Origin of the sequence: Streptomyces sp. NPDC060035 (assembly GCF_042736635.1) — a bacterium.
GTDB lineage: Bacteria > Actinomycetota > Actinomycetes > Streptomycetales > Streptomycetaceae > Streptomyces.
Genome location: NZ_JBHWVO010000001.1, coordinates 221274 through 234231, shown reverse-complemented (window position 1 = coordinate 234231; position 12958 = coordinate 221274). Strand labels below are relative to the sequence as shown.

The 12958-nt window shown below is 71.0% G+C and carries 14 protein-coding genes; 5 read left to right on the top strand and 9 right to left on the bottom strand.

Annotation, left to right across the window (positions count from 1 at the left end; translation table 11 throughout):
- Window positions 1-79 precede the first annotated feature (79 nt).
- On the bottom strand, window positions 80-877 hold the full coding sequence (locus ACFWBQ_RS01110; RefSeq protein ID WP_385482593.1) for an IclR family transcriptional regulator C-terminal domain-containing protein: 798 nt from the start codon (window positions 875-877) through the stop codon (window positions 80-82).
- A gap of 231 nt (window positions 878-1108) precedes the next feature.
- Between ACFWBQ_RS01110 and ACFWBQ_RS01105 the strand changes: the two genes are divergently transcribed.
- Genes ACFWBQ_RS01105 through ACFWBQ_RS01090 form a run of 4 tightly spaced genes read left to right on the top strand, consistent with a single transcriptional unit; the run spans window position 1109 to window position 4486 of the window.
- Window positions 1109-2065: an ABC transporter substrate-binding protein gene (locus ACFWBQ_RS01105; protein ID WP_385482591.1), complete on the top strand. Its 957-nt coding sequence runs from the start codon at window positions 1109-1111 to the stop codon at window positions 2063-2065.
- On the top strand, window positions 2062-2889 hold the full coding sequence (locus ACFWBQ_RS01100; RefSeq protein WP_385482589.1) for an ABC transporter permease: 828 nt from the start codon (window positions 2062-2064) through the stop codon (window positions 2887-2889). The genes ACFWBQ_RS01105 and ACFWBQ_RS01100 overlap by 4 nt, the downstream gene beginning before the upstream one ends.
- Complete coding sequence (locus ACFWBQ_RS01095) at window positions 2886-3662, top strand: ABC transporter permease (protein WP_385482587.1); 777 nt, start codon at window positions 2886-2888, stop codon at window positions 3660-3662. Before ACFWBQ_RS01100 ends, ACFWBQ_RS01095 begins: the two co-directional genes overlap by 4 nt.
- Before the next feature lie 41 nt (window positions 3663-3703).
- Complete coding sequence (locus ACFWBQ_RS01090; protein WP_385483135.1) at window positions 3704-4486, top strand: ABC transporter ATP-binding protein; 783 nt, start codon at window positions 3704-3706, stop codon at window positions 4484-4486.
- A gap of 83 nt (window positions 4487-4569) precedes the next feature.
- On the opposite strand, the gene ACFWBQ_RS01085 is transcribed toward ACFWBQ_RS01090, so the two are convergent.
- The 4 genes from ACFWBQ_RS01085 to ACFWBQ_RS01070 all read right to left on the bottom strand — a co-directional run bounded on the left by ACFWBQ_RS01085 (window position 4570) and on the right by ACFWBQ_RS01070 (window position 7907).
- Window positions 4570-5868 (bottom strand): phytase, encoded by a 1299-nt coding sequence (locus tag ACFWBQ_RS01085; RefSeq protein ID WP_385483133.1) that lies wholly within the window; start codon window positions 5866-5868, stop codon window positions 4570-4572.
- Window positions 5869-6058: 190 nt separating this feature from the next.
- Window positions 6059-6718: a DUF305 domain-containing protein gene (locus ACFWBQ_RS01080; protein WP_385482585.1), complete on the bottom strand. Its 660-nt coding sequence runs from the start codon at window positions 6716-6718 to the stop codon at window positions 6059-6061.
- Window positions 6715-7365, bottom strand: coding sequence for a DUF3105 domain-containing protein (locus ACFWBQ_RS01075; protein ID WP_385482583.1), 651 nt, complete (start codon window positions 7363-7365; stop codon window positions 6715-6717). Before ACFWBQ_RS01075 ends, ACFWBQ_RS01080 begins: the two co-directional genes overlap by 4 nt.
- A gap of 119 nt (window positions 7366-7484) precedes the next feature.
- Window positions 7485-7907 carry a hypothetical protein gene (locus ACFWBQ_RS01070; RefSeq protein WP_385482581.1) on the bottom strand — a complete coding sequence of 141 codons (423 nt, stop codon included), beginning with the start codon at window positions 7905-7907 and terminating at the stop codon, window positions 7485-7487.
- A gap of 69 nt (window positions 7908-7976) precedes the next feature.
- Between ACFWBQ_RS01070 and ACFWBQ_RS01065 the strand changes: the two genes are divergently transcribed.
- Window positions 7977-8858, top strand: a complete 882-nt coding sequence (locus ACFWBQ_RS01065; protein ID WP_385482579.1) for a phospholipid scramblase-related protein — start codon at window positions 7977-7979, stop codon at window positions 8856-8858.
- Window positions 8859-8977: 119 nt separating this feature from the next.
- Here the strand turns inward: ACFWBQ_RS01065 and pcaD are convergent, their stop codons facing one another.
- Genes pcaD through pcaH form a run of 4 tightly spaced genes read right to left on the bottom strand, consistent with a single transcriptional unit; the run spans window position 8978 to window position 12814 of the window.
- Entirely contained in the window at window positions 8978-10126 is a 1149-nt protein-coding gene (gene pcaD, locus ACFWBQ_RS01060; RefSeq protein WP_385482577.1) for a 3-oxoadipate enol-lactonase, read from the bottom strand.
- Window positions 10123-11460 carry a 3-carboxy-cis,cis-muconate cycloisomerase gene (gene pcaB / locus ACFWBQ_RS01055; RefSeq protein WP_385482575.1) on the bottom strand — a complete coding sequence of 446 codons (1338 nt, stop codon included), beginning with the start codon at window positions 11458-11460 and terminating at the stop codon, window positions 10123-10125. Before pcaB ends, pcaD begins: the two co-directional genes overlap by 4 nt.
- The gene (pcaG, locus tag ACFWBQ_RS01050) at window positions 11460-12035 is read right to left on the bottom strand and encodes a protocatechuate 3,4-dioxygenase subunit alpha (protein WP_385482573.1); all 576 of its coding nucleotides are present in this window, start codon (window positions 12033-12035) and stop codon (window positions 11460-11462) included. The genes pcaB and pcaG overlap by 1 nt, the downstream gene beginning before the upstream one ends.
- On the bottom strand, window positions 12035-12814 hold the full coding sequence (gene pcaH / locus ACFWBQ_RS01045; RefSeq protein ID WP_385482571.1) for a protocatechuate 3,4-dioxygenase subunit beta: 780 nt from the start codon (window positions 12812-12814) through the stop codon (window positions 12035-12037). Before pcaH ends, pcaG begins: the two co-directional genes overlap by 1 nt.
- Window positions 12815-12958 lie beyond the last annotated feature (144 nt).

Genomic DNA, 12958 nt, shown 5'->3' with positions numbered 1-12958 from the left:
TCGTCGACGAGCCTATGCGATGGCGTACGTCCGTACGGACCCCAGGAGCGCTCGTCCGGCCGGGGGCGGTTGCCCGCGGTCAGCGTGTGCGCGCGGCACCCTGCGGTACGACTCTGAGGTCCGCCTCGATCCGGGCGGCCGTGGCCAGCAGGGGCGGCAGCAGATCGCGCCGGATCGAATCGACCGAGTTCCGGCTCGCGTGCACGGGGATGTTCACCGCCGCGACGACTGTCCCCTCCCGGTCCCGGACGGGAGCCGCCACCGAACGCAGCCCCTCCTCCAGCTCCTGATCGACGATGGCGTGGCCCTGTCTGCGGATCCGGCGCAGTTCGTGGAGCAGCAGCTCGGGCGCGACGACCGTCCGGTCCGTGAACGGTTCGATCTGTGCGCGCCGTACCCGGGGCCCGATCTCGGTCTCCGGCAGATGTGCGACGAGGACCCGGCCGACCGACGTCACCAGGGCGGGGAACCGGGTGCCGACCGTGATGGACGCCGTCATGATGCGGGTCGTCGGCACCCGTACCAGGTACACGATGTCGTCCCCGTCCAGCACGCAGAGAGACGACGACTCGCGGACCTCCGAGACGAGCCTCTCCAGATGGGGCTCGGCCACATGGGGCAAGGAGTAGCTGGATATGTACGCGTAGCCCAGTTCGAGGACGCGCGGGGTGAGCCGGAAGAGCCGCCCGTCGGTGTGCACATATCCGAGGTCGACGAGGGTCAGCAGGAACCGGCGGGCAGTGGCCCGCGTGATGTCGCAGACCCGCGCCACCTCGCTCAGGGTGAGCTCCGGACGGTCCGCGTCGAAGGCGCGGATGACCGCGAGGCCGCGCTCGAAGGACTGCACGAAGTACGGCTCCCGCGCCTGTCCACCCATCGGTCGCCCCTCTGTCGCGAGAGTGCGCACAACTGTGCGCCATGTGCACGGTAGGTGGCGCCCCCAGAGGCGTCAATGGAGCTGATGCCCCCTCAGAAGGCAGTGGAACCAAGGCAGCCGGCTCCGTGCACGGTGGTTGACCCTCTTGGCGGACAGTCCTATGTTCCCACCGGGAACCATTGTTCGGTCCCCGCACGCCACGTCGAGCGCCACCATCACTCCGGGGGCACCATGCGTCGTCTGCTTGTCGGGTTCACCGCCGCACTCCTCGTATCCACGACAGCGGCCTGTGGATCGTCGGACCCGTCCACCCCGTCGAAGGGCGGGACGGCCTCCGTCAAGGTCGGAGTCATCCCCATCGTCGATGTCGCACCCATCTACCTGGGCAAGGAGAAGGGCTTCTACAGCGAGCGAGGCATCGATCTGACTCTGGTGGGTGCCCAGGGCGGCGCGGCGATCGTGCCCGGCGTGGTCAGCGGCCAGTTCCAGTTCGGCTTTTCCAACGTCACTTCGCTGATGATCGCCGCCGACAAAAAGGTCCCGGTGAAGGCCGTCGCCAACGGTGTCGCCTCGACCGGAAAGGACGGCGGGGACTTCGCGGGCATCGTGGTGAAGGGGAACAGCCCGCTGAAGACCGCCAAGGATCTCGAGGGAAAGAAGGTCGCCGTCAACACCCTCAAGAACATCGGTGACACCTCCGTGCGTGAGTCGGTCCGCAAGGCGGGCGGAGATCCCTCGAAGGTCGGATTCGTGGAGCTTCCCTTCGACCAGATGTCCGCCGCGCTCGACGGCGGACAGGTCGACGCCGCCTGGGTCGTCGAACCCGCGCTCGCCACCGTCAAGGGCAAGGGCGGCCGCGTCATCGCATCGAACTTCGTCGACCTCGCGCCGGACCTGACGGTCGCCCTCTACTTCACCGCGCAGCAGTACGCCCAGAAGAACCCGGAGCTGGTGAAGAAGTTCCAGGAAGCGACCCGCGAGTCGCTGGCCTACGCCGACAGCCACCCCGAGGAGGTCCGCAAGGTCCTCACCACCTACACCAGGATCCCCGAGTCGACGCTCCAGGCGATGACCCTGCCCAAGTGGCCGGCCGAGCCGAACCGGGCATCCCTCGAAACCCTCGGCCGGCTCGGCGAGCGGGACGGTCTCTTCTCCGGTACCCCGGACCTGGACGAGCTCCTGCCATGACGACCGACACGTCACCGAAAGACCCTGCGACACGCGGTCGAAGCATCCCGCGGGGTCCGGTCGACGCCGCGCTCGGTCTCGCCGGACTGGCCGGCTTCCTCGCCCTCGTCGAAATCGTCCCGCGTACCGGCCTGGTCTCGCCCGACTACCTGCCGCCCACCAGCCGTATCGCCGGTGCACTCGCGGGCGAACTGGCCGACGCCGCGTTCTGGACGGCGCTCGGCGACACACTCACCGGCTGGTCCGTCGGCCTGCTGATCGCCACGGTGCTGGGCGTCGCCGCCGGAACCGTCATCAGCGGCGTCCCGTATCTGCGCCGCGCCACCGCGTCCACCATCGAATTCCTTCGCCCCATACCCTCGGTGGCCCTGATCCCGCTCGCCGTCCTGCTCTACGGCACGGATCTGCGCTCCACCCTGCTTCTGGTCGTCTACGCGGCCTTCTGGCAGATCCTCGTCCAGGTGCTGTACGGCGCCCAGGACGTCGACCCGGTCGCCGACGAGACAGCCCGCAGTTACGGCCTCTCCGCCCGGGCACGTATCCGCCACGTCGTGTGGCCCACCGCCCTGCCGTACGTCATGACCGGTGTCCGGCTCGCTGCCTCAGTCGCGCTGATCCTCGCCGTCACCGCCGAACTCGTCATCGGATCGCCGGGGCTGGGCGCACGGATAGCCGTCGCGCAGACCTCCCAGGCCGTCCCCGAGATGTACGCCCTGGTGGTGGTCACCGGTCTGCTCGGCCTGATCGTCAACGTCGGCGCGCGCGCCGTCGAGCGCCGCGCGCTCGCCTGGCACCAGTCGGTCCGCGGCGAGGTGGCCGTATGAGGCGCGCCCTCGCCCAGGTGCTGTTCGCCCTCGGGCTGCCGGCCGTCCTGTTCTCCGTCTGGTGGGTGGCCTCCGACGCGAGCACCCAGGTCTACTCGCCGCCGCTGCGCACGATCCTCACCGCCTTCGGTGACGTCTGGACCGGGGACAGGATCACCGACGACGTCCTGCCCAGCATCCTGCGGCTGCTCGCCGGATTCAGCGTCGCGGCCGTCGTCGGAGTGGCCGCCGGGGTCGTCATCGGCTCGTACAGGCGGGTGCGGGCCGCGACCGAACCCGTGCTCGAATTTCTCCGGGCCGTACCCCCACCGGTCCTCGTCCCCGTCATCATGCTGTTCGCCGGGATCGGTGACACGATGAAGATCTTCGTCATCGCGAGCGGCTGCCTCTGGCCCGTCCTGCTCAACACGGTCGAGGGTGTGCGGGCGGTCGACCCCGTCCTGAGCGAGACCGCCCGCGCGTACGGCCTGCGAGGTGGCGTGCGGCTTCGCCATCTGCTGCTGCGGTCCTCAAGTCCTCAGATCTTCACGGGACTTCGGCAGGCGCTCTCCCTCGGGATCATTCTGATGGTGATCAGCGAGATGTTCGCCGCGAGCAACGGTCTCGGCTTCGCCATCGTGCAATTCCAGCGCAGCTTCGCCATCCCCGAGATGTGGAGCGGCATCCTCCTGCTCGGCCTTCTCGGTTTCCTGCTCTCCGTGCTCTTCCACCTCGTCGAGCGCCGCGCGCTCGCCTGGTACCACGGTCTGCGCGCGTCCCGGAGGCAACCGTGAACGACTTGGTGAACGACCCCGTCGTGAAGGGACCGCAGCACATGCTCGATGTACGGGGTCTGCACAAGGTCTACGAGGGGCAGGGCCGCCGCGTCGAAGCGGTACGCGATCTGACCTTCACCCTCGCCCCCGGCGAACTGGCCTGCCTGGTCGGCCCGTCCGGCTGCGGCAAGACGACCCTGCTCAAGTGCGTCGGCGGGCTGCTCGCGCCGACGTCCGGTGAGATCCGTCTGAACGGCGAACGCGTCACAGGGCCGCCGCCCGGGATGGCCGTGGTCTTCCAGGAGTACGGGCGCAGCCTGTTCCCGTGGATGCGGGTACGGGACAACGTCGGCCTTCCGCTGCGGCAGAAGAGATCGCTGGACAGAGCGCGGCGACATGAGCTCGTCGAGCGTTCCCTCGCCGCCGTCGGTCTCGCGGACGCGGGCGGCGCCTATCCCTGGCAGCTCTCCGGCGGTATGCAACAGCGCGTGGCGATCGCGCGGGCGATCGCCTACGAGCCGGAAGTCCTGCTGATGGACGAGCCGTTCGCCGCCGTGGACGCCCAGACCCGCGCCGATCTGGAGGACCTGGTGCGCGGGCTCTGGCAGGAGCTCGGGGTGACCATCCTCTTCGTCACGCACGACATCGACGAGGCGGTGTACCTGGGGCAGCGGGTACTGGTCCTCTCCGGGGCTCCGACCGTGGTGCGGGAACAGGTGAAGATCGATCTGCCCGACGGGCGCGACCAGTTGACCACCCGGGTGCTGCCCCGCTTCGCAGAGCTGCGCACACATGTCTACGAGCAGATCCAGGCGGCGAAGCGGGGGGAGGAGACCACCTAGGGTTCCCGGCGAACCGTGCGTGGCGGCGACCGGGCGCGACGGCCCTCGCCGCCGCGTCCGCACGCCCGCGATGCCCAGCGGTGCTACATGTCCGCCGCGTCCGTCACCGCACCGAGGTCGACGAACTTGAATCCGGTGGCCTCCCGGCCTTCCTCGCTTCCGGACCCGGAGGTCTCGTGCCCGTCCTGGACCACCAGCAGACCGCGCGGGTAGCGGGCACCCAGCGGCTCGTTCAGCACGGCGGCACCGTCGCACTCCTCACTGCCGTCGAGGCCGGCCGGCACAGCAGTGATCCGGAACCCGCCCTCGTACTCGTTGTGCTCGGAGACCTCGCGGTCGTACAGGGCGAAGGTGTTGTCGCCCTGGCTCGATGCCATGAGGTAGCCGTCGCCGTCCGCCTCCCGGAAGAGGGTCAGCCCCTCCACGTCCGCTGACAGCCGCTTGCCGCCGAAACCGGGGTCGGTGCCGGGCGCGCACTCCTCGGTCCCGGGGTCGTACGTCCCGGGGACGCCGTACTCCCGGACCGTGTCGACCAGTGCCGGGCGTCCGTCGAGACCGGCCGGGATGCGCCAGATCCCGACGTCCTCCTGGCCGGCGTAGAGCATGCCGTTCTCCGGGTCGATGACCATGCCCTCCACCTGCGGCAGCTCGCCCGGCTCACCGCACGGGGTCCATGACGTGCCGTCAGGGAGCCGGAAGGACGAAGGGAGAGCGAGGGTGCGCACCGTGCGGTAGCCGACCGTGCCCGCTGCCGTCGGCCGCAGCTCCAGCAGTGCGAGTTCGGTGGCGTTGCGCCGGCTGACGACGGCGTACGAACGGCCCGTGCTGCGGTCCTGCCAGGCGGCCAGACCGTACGCGGTGTGCTGCTCGTTGATCTCGGCCCGGTCGGCCGAGAAGACCGGGGCGGCGGCCGGGTCGGTGACGTCGGTGAGCGGCTTCCCGGGGCGCGAGGGGTCGATGCGGTAGATGCGCAGGCGGTCGTTGCCCCGGTCGCTCACCACGGCCACGTCGGTACGGCCGGCCGGGGTGCGCAGCCCGGTGACGAGGTCGACGTTGTTGAACCGGCCCGGTGCGTCGTCCTCGGTCACGGCCGACGGTGCCGGAATCGACTGGACCAAGGCGGCGTCAAGTCCGTAGACCCGGAGCCCGCCCTCCTTGGCGGTGGCGACGACCAGGCTGCGCCCCGGGTCGGCAGGGTTGCGCCAGATCGCCGGGTCGTCGGCGTTGGCGTTGCCGCCTGCCTCGTCGTCGTACAGCGCCGTCGTCTCCGACGTCGCCCCGACGGCCGGCAGCGACCGTGCGTGCGCGGGGGACAGCGGGACGAGAGTGATCAGCGCCGTACCCAGGAGGGCAGCGGTGGTCAGACGCGAGGAGCGGTGCATACGCACGGATGCTTCCTGTCGTAAGAGGGACATGTCCATGACTCGTCAGGAAGTGTCGGGTGACGGAGCGGTGCTCCGGTGTCGGGTCGATGAGCGGGACACGGGCGGGAGGTGAATTCGCGCCCCCGTGCGGCGGCCCGGGTCCGGTGGTGGTGTGCCACCGGACCCGGGCCGCCGCGGCCCCACGGGCTCAGGGCTGCGCGCCCCGGGCCTTCAGCATGTCGGCCATGAGCGTGATCTCCGACTCCTGGGCGCGGGCCATACCCGCTGCCAGGTTCCTGATCTCTTCCGTGCCCGCCGAGCCTGCCGCCGCCTGTGCCATCTCGGCGCCCGCACGGTGGTGGACGGTCATCAGCCGGAGGAACAGCACTTCGGCGTCCCTGCCCCCGGCCGCGCGCAGCCGGTCCATCTCGGCGTCGGTTGCCATGCCGGGCATCAGGGACCCATCGGCCCCGGGAGCGGCCGGGTGCCCCATCCACTCCATGGGCGGCCGGTCCGAGCTCTTGGGCCGGCCCCAGATCTCCAGCCAGCCGAGCATCATGCCGCGCTGATTGGCCTGCGTGTTGATGATGTCGTACGCGAGTCGCCGTACGTCCTCGTCGTCCGTGCGGTCCCGGACGACGAACGCCATCTCCACCGCCTGCTGATGGTGGATCGACATGTCCCGCGCGAATCCCACATCGGCCGATTTCTCCGAGGGGGCGGACGCCCCGGAACCCGACGGGGACCGTCCCGACGGGGACGCCGAGGACGGCCGTACGACCATCAGCAGCACCAGCCCCACGGCCAAAAGGAACACCAGGGCGCCCGCCGCCACCAGCGATCGGGGGGCGCGGACGGGTGAGGTCACTTGGTGATCCCGCCGCTGCAGGCGGCACCCGGCTCAGGGGTCTGCGCACCCTGGACGTACTTGGTGAAGAACTGCGCGACGCGTGCGTCGGTGGCGCTCTTCACCGTGACCTGCTTGCCCCAGGCGCTGAGAATCAGCGGATCCTTCTGATCGGTCACGGGGCTCATCAGGGAGTACGGGGTCTTGGACACGCGCTCGGCGAGCGCCTTGACGTCGGCGTCCTTCGCCTTGTCGTTGTACGTGACCCAGACGGCGCCGTGCTCCAGGGAGTGGACCGCGTTCTCCTTCGGTATCGCCTCGGTGTAGACGTCGGCGTCGCAGTTCATCCACACCGGATTGTGGTCACCGCCGACGGGCGGGTTCATCGGGTAGTCGACAGGCTTCTCGACGTGATTCTGCTTCAGCTTGTCCCAGGACCGCTCACCCGTGACGGGGGAGGTCTTGGCCTGGGCCTCGGCCTCGTCCTGTTCGTCGGCGGCAGACATCAGGTAGCCGCCACCCGCCACGAGCCCGGCGACCACGACGACGGCGGCGGTGATGGTGATGATGCGGCTGCGGCGCTCGCGGGTCCGTTCCTTGCGGCGGGCCTCCTCGAGCTTCGCGCGGCGGGCGGAGGCAGAGCTGTTCTGGTTCTTGGCGGAAGCCATCTCGGATCCTCGGGTTCAGGGGTACGGAACGCATGCGCGGGACACGCGCGATGCGGGGGACGGGGCAGGGGCAGTCACCCTCGGCGCCGTACGCGGCGACCGGGGGACGGCCCTGGCCTCTAGATCCGTTGGACCTGCAGACGGAGATGGTCGACGGCGCCCACACCGTCGTTGGAGGGGCCGCGGATGGCCGCGGCGCCGGTGAGCGGGCCGGCCGGGGGCACGGACGAGGTGCAGGGGAGGGCGGCGGGTGCGCCCGGGCACGGGAGCACGACGGCCGTCGAGTGGTTCGTCGCACCGTGGCAGGAGCTGCCGAGCCCGCGCTCGCCCGGGGCGTCGGCCGTGACGACCGACAGGGTCGCGGCAGGCACCGGGGTGAAGGTCCGGACGGCGGACACGGCAGGTACGTCGGCGCGGGAAGCTGCCGTGACGGACGGCGAGCAACAGAAGAACACGGCCATGAGGACGAGCACCCAGCCCAGCGCGACGGACGGGGTGACCCCGCCCCGTCGCCGGTCCGTCCGCTCAGTCCGCCTGTTCATCGCCGCCATCGTACGGTGTATGAAGTTTCAATGAGTGAGGCCCACAGCTTGGCAGGATAGTGTGCCCCGGTGACGACGCAATCGAACATCCCTGCGGGTTGGCATCCGGATCCCCACGGCGCGCCCCAACTGCTGCGCTACTGGGACGGCTCGCAGTGGACCGAGCACACGCATCCGGCCCAGGGCCAGGCCGCAGGCCAGGCTCCCGCCGCCGGTCAGGCCCCGGTGCAGCCCCAGGCCGCGGTGCCGCAGCAGCAGATGACCCCGCAGCAGCCGGCAGCTCCGCAGCAGCAGATGGCCCCGCAGTCGGTTCCCCAGCACATGGCTCCCCAGCAGGGTGCTCCCGGTGCCGGGTCGCTGTTCAACCAGCAGGTCCTGGTCGTGAACCAGAAGGCCAAGCTGATCGAGGTCACGAACGAGTACCGCGTCTTCGACCAGCAGGGCAACACCGTCGGTTCGGTCGTCCAGGTCGGCCAGAGCGCCTTCCGCAAGGTGCTCAGGTTCGTCTCCAGTATCGACCAGTACCTGACGCACCGGCTGGAGATCCGCGACGCCCACGGTCAGCCGCAGCTGCTGCTGACCCGGCCGGCGAAGTTCATCAAGTCCCGGGTCGTCGTGCAGCGTCCGGACGGACAGCCCGTCGGTGAGATCGTCCAGCAGAACGCCATCGGCAAGATCAACTTTGCCATCATGGTCAACGGCCAGAAGGTCGGCGCGATCAAGGCGGAGAACTGGCGCGCCTGGAACTTCGCCATCGTCGACCACAACGACGCCGAGATCGCCCGGATCACCAAGACCTGGGAAGGCCTCGCGAAGACGATGTTCACCACGGCGGACAACTACGTGCTGCAGATTCACTACCAGCTGCCCGAACCGCTGCTGAGCCTCGTCGTGGCGACGGCCCTGACCGTGGACACCGCACTCAAGCAGGACGCCCGCGGCTTCGGCTGAGCCGCCCGGCAGGGCGGGACCCCGGGCCACCGGACACGTCGGCCGTCGTCGGGACGAGCGGCTCGGAACGCCTCGCACGCGCGCACGTGGCGCGGAGCGAGGCGTTCTGCCGTGTCGCGTCAGGCCCGGACGTCGCCCGGTCCCTCCATTTCCTCCAGTACCCGCTTGGCGACGGCGAACGCCGAATTCGCCGCGGGAACCCCGCAGTAGACCCCGGTCTGCAGGAGCGCCGCGCCGATCTCCTCCGGGCCGAGCCCGTTGCGTACGGCGGCGCGGACGTGCATCGCCAGCTCGTCGTGGTGCCCGTGCGCGACGAGAGCGGTGAGCGTGATCAGGCTGCGCTCGCGCCGGGACAGTGTCGGGTCGGTCCAGATCTCGCCCCAGGCGTAGCGGGTGATGAAGTCCTGGAACCGGGCGGTGAACGGCGTCGTGGCGGCCTGCGCCCGGTCCACATGCGCATCGCCGAGCACCTCGCGCCGCACCGCCGTTCCGCTCCCGCGTTCCGTGGGCGCGAAGTGGGCGCGCAGGGCCTCCCGTACGGCCTGGGGCCGCTCGGCAGGCGCCAGGTGCGAGGCGTGGGGCAGTTCGATGAGCGTTGCGTCCGGAACAGCGTCGGCGATCTCCCGGGCATGCGCAGGCGGGGTCGCCGCGTCCTCGCGGCCCGCGATCACCAGCGTCGGCGCCCGGACCTCCGAGAGCCGGGAGCGCAGATCGTACGAGGCGAGCGCGTCGCAGCACGCCGCGTACGCCGCAGGGTCGGTGCCCAGGAGGTCGTCGAGCAGCCCGGGCGAGGTGAACCCGGGGGTGAACCAGCGGGCCGCGGCGCCCTCCGCGACCGGCCCGATGCCCTCGGCGCGCACGCGAGCAGCCCGCTCATGCCAGGCGCCGGGGTCGCCGAAGCGGGCGGAGGAACAGACCACGGCCAGGCGGTCGATCCGCTCCGGACGGTGCACGGCGAGCCAGAGTCCCACGGCGCCGCCGAGCGAGACCCCGGCGTACGAGAACCGGTCCAGGGACAGCGAGTCGGCGAGGCCGAGGACCAGTTCGGCCAGATCCGCGACGCCCGCCCCGGGGCCGATCAGCCCCGCGGGCGACCTGCCGTGTCCCGGCAGGTCCCACCGTACGACGCGGTGGCCCGCCGAGAGTTCGGGCGCGACCCCGTCCCAGAGTGCGGTGGACGTGCCGAGCGACGGGCCGAGCAGGAGCGGGGGAGCAGAGGAGGGCCCCTCGGCGCGGTGGTGCGGAAGGCGGGCGGGAGTCGTGGTCATCGGCGCTCCAGAGCGCGGTCGGTGAGGGGGCCGGCGGCGCCGGTGTACCGGGCGGGGTCGGTGAGTCCGGCGAGGTCCAGGCCGGCGAACGCGGGCTCGCGGGCAAGGACCTCCGCGAGGGATCTGCCCTCTTTCCGCGCCCGCCCGGCCGCCCCGGCCAGGATCTCCCCGGCGCGGGCCCGGCCCACCCGGCCGGCGGCGACGGCAGCCAGCCGCTCCGAGACGATCAGCCCGCCGGTGACCGGCAGATGAGCCCGCATCGCGGCGGGGAGAACCCTGAGCCCGTCGGTGAGTGCAGCGGCATCGCACGCGGCCCCGCCGACCAGCCGCAGCAGGTCCCTCAACGGCTCCCACTCGGCGTGCCAGGCCCCGGCCGGCCGTTCGTCCTCCGCGGCGAGCGAACCGTAGAGGGTGGCGGCCGGTCCGGGGGCGCGCCGGGCGGCGGCGGCGATCAGGGTGGCGCGGACCGGATTGGCCTTGTGCGGCATCGCGGACGAGCCCCCGCCCAGCCCCTCCGCCACTTCTGCGATCTCCGTACGGGACAGCACGAGAACGTCGGCTGCCGCCTTGCCCAGGGCGCCCGCGGTGAACGCGAGCGCGCCTGCGAGATCGGCGATCGGGGTGCGCAGCGTGTGCCAGGGCAACAGTGGTTCGGCCAGGCCCAGTTCCCGTGCGTACGCGGCGACGAGCGGCAGCCCCGCGTCGCTCCGCCCGTCCGGGGAGAACGCTCCGAAGGCGGCCAGGGTGCCTGCCGCACCGCCGAGTTGGACGGGGAGCGAGTCGCGTACCCTGCACAGCCGGTCCCGCGCATCGAGCACCAGCGACCGCCAGCCCGCCGCCTTGAGGCCGAACGTCGTGGGCACGGCGTGCTGGGTCAGGGTGCGGCCCGGCATGGGCGTGTCGCGGTGGGCGGCGGACAGCTCCTCCAGCGTGTCGGCCGTCCGCCGCAGGTCATCGACGACCAGCGCCAGCGTCCGGGCCGCCACCAGCATCGCGGCTGTGTCGAGGATGTCCTGACTGGTCGCGCCCCGGTGCACGTACGGCTGTACGTCCTTCGCGACCGCCGCCGAGAGATCGGCGACCAGAGGGATCACCGGGTTGCCGCCCGACCGGGCCCGCAGCGCCAGGTCCCGTACGTCGAAGCGGTCCGCGTCGGCGGCCGCGGTCACCGCACGGCCCGCCCCGGCAGGAGCGAGCCCGCAGGCGGACTGGGCCCGGGTGAGCGCCGCCTCGGCATCCAGCATCGCCTGCAGGAAGGCACGGTCACCGGTGGCGGTCTCGGCGGGGGAGCCGGCCCGGCCGGGGGCGAGAAGTCCGGCATCGCTCTCGTACATCAGCTGAACTCCAGAAAGACCGTCTCGCCGTCGCCCTGGAGACGGATGTCGAAGCGGTAGGTGCGCGGGTCCGTGCGTGTCGCGATCAGTGTGGCGCGGCGCTCCGGCTCCAGCGACTCCAGCAACGGGTTCGTGGTCCCCGTACCCCGGCCGAGCAGGTCCGGGAGATAGACACGGGTGTAGAGGTGGTGGAGCAGACCACGGGCAAAGAGAGCGACACAGAGATACGGGACGCCCCCGGGCGCGAGGGTCCGCACAGCCCAGTGCCCGTCGGCGTCGGTCGGCACGCGGCCGAAACCCGTGAAGTCCACGCCGTTGCGCCCGATGACCCGGCCGGTGACCGGATCACGGCGCAGCGACCCGGGGCGCCCGGTACGCGATCCGTCCGGTGCGGGCTGCCACGTCTCGACGATGGCGTCGGGAACGGGGGCCCCACTGCCGTCGCGTACGAGACCGTGCACGGTGACCGTGTCCGGATGGCCGGCCGGGGCGATGTCGCCGCCCCCGGGGAAGGGCAGCGCGTATCCGTAGAAGGGGCCCACGGTCTGGGACGGTGTCGGGGGGTGGGACGTCATCAGGCGCGGCCTTCCTCGGTCCAGGTGGCGCTCGGACCGTCCAGGACGATGTCCCAGCGGTAGCCGAGCGACCACTCGGGTACGGACAGATCGTGGTCGTACGACGCGACGAGCCGTTCGCGGGCGTCGGCGTCCGTGACCGAACGGAGCACCGGGTCGTACGGGAAGAGCGGATCGCCCGGGAAGTACATCTGCGTGATGAGCCGCTGGCTGAACGCCGTACCGAACAGCGAGAAGTGAATGTGCGCGGGGCGCCAGGCGTTGACATGGTTGCGCCAGGGGTAGGCGCCCGGCTTGATCGTCGTGAACGCGTAGCCGCCGTCGTCATCGGTCAGACAGCGTCCGAAGCCGGTGAAGTTCGGGTCGAGCGGGGCCGGGTGCCGGTCGAGCTGGTGGGCGTATCTTCCGGAGGCGTTCGCCTGCCACAGCTCGACGAGCTGCCCGCGCACAGGACGCCCCGCGCGGTCCAGGACCCGGCCCTGGACGGTGATGCGCTCGCCGAGCGGTTCGCCCAGGTGCTGCGCGGTCAGATCGCGGTCCAGCGCGGTCACGTCGGTGACGCCGAAGGCGGGTCCGGACAGCTCGACCGCCTCCGGGTCGCGGACGGGGACCGGCGGACGGTGCGGATGACGGTAGTGGCTGCTGCGGTACGGGGGGTAGTCGCGCGGTGGATGATGTGCTCCCGCCGGGGCGGCTGCCTGGACCCCGGCCACCTCGGAGTCGATCTGTTGCTGACTCAGCCCGTCGGGCAGCGGGTGGGTGGTGTCACGTGCGGTCATGTCACGGCTCCGGGAGAGTTGCGGCTCGGCCGATAACGCTCAGTACACTGATTAAATGCTGATGAGAGTGAAGCTACTCAGGGTGAGTCGGTGTGGTCAAGAGCCTCAGTACACTGCGTATCTACCCTGCGTATCTCAGTGGAA

Coding starts and splice junctions, on each gene's coding strand:
- ACFWBQ_RS01110 (WP_385482593.1), bottom strand. CDS start 877: ATGGGTGGACAGGCGCGGGAGCCGTACTTCGTGCAGTCCTTCGAGCGC.
- ACFWBQ_RS01105 (WP_385482591.1), top strand. CDS start 1,109: ATGCGTCGTCTGCTTGTCGGGTTCACCGCCGCACTCCTCGTATCCACG.
- ACFWBQ_RS01100 (WP_385482589.1), top strand. CDS start 2,062: ATGACGACCGACACGTCACCGAAAGACCCTGCGACACGCGGTCGAAGC.
- ACFWBQ_RS01095 (WP_385482587.1), top strand. CDS start 2,886: ATGAGGCGCGCCCTCGCCCAGGTGCTGTTCGCCCTCGGGCTGCCGGCC.
- ACFWBQ_RS01090 (WP_385483135.1), top strand. CDS start 3,704: ATGCTCGATGTACGGGGTCTGCACAAGGTCTACGAGGGGCAGGGCCGC.
- ACFWBQ_RS01085 (WP_385483133.1), bottom strand. CDS start 5,868: ATGCACCGCTCCTCGCGTCTGACCACCGCTGCCCTCCTGGGTACGGCG.
- ACFWBQ_RS01075 (WP_385482583.1), bottom strand. CDS start 7,365: ATGGCTTCCGCCAAGAACCAGAACAGCTCTGCCTCCGCCCGCCGCGCG.
- ACFWBQ_RS01070 (WP_385482581.1), bottom strand. CDS start 7,907: ATGAACAGGCGGACTGAGCGGACGGACCGGCGACGGGGCGGGGTCACC.
- pcaD (WP_385482577.1), bottom strand. CDS start 10,126: ATGACCACGACTCCCGCCCGCCTTCCGCACCACCGCGCCGAGGGGCCC.
- pcaB (WP_385482575.1), bottom strand. CDS start 11,460: ATGTACGAGAGCGATGCCGGACTTCTCGCCCCCGGCCGGGCCGGCTCC.
- pcaG (WP_385482573.1), bottom strand. CDS start 12,035: ATGACGTCCCACCCCCCGACACCGTCCCAGACCGTGGGCCCCTTCTAC.
- pcaH (WP_385482571.1), bottom strand. CDS start 12,814: ATGACCGCACGTGACACCACCCACCCGCTGCCCGACGGGCTGAGTCAG.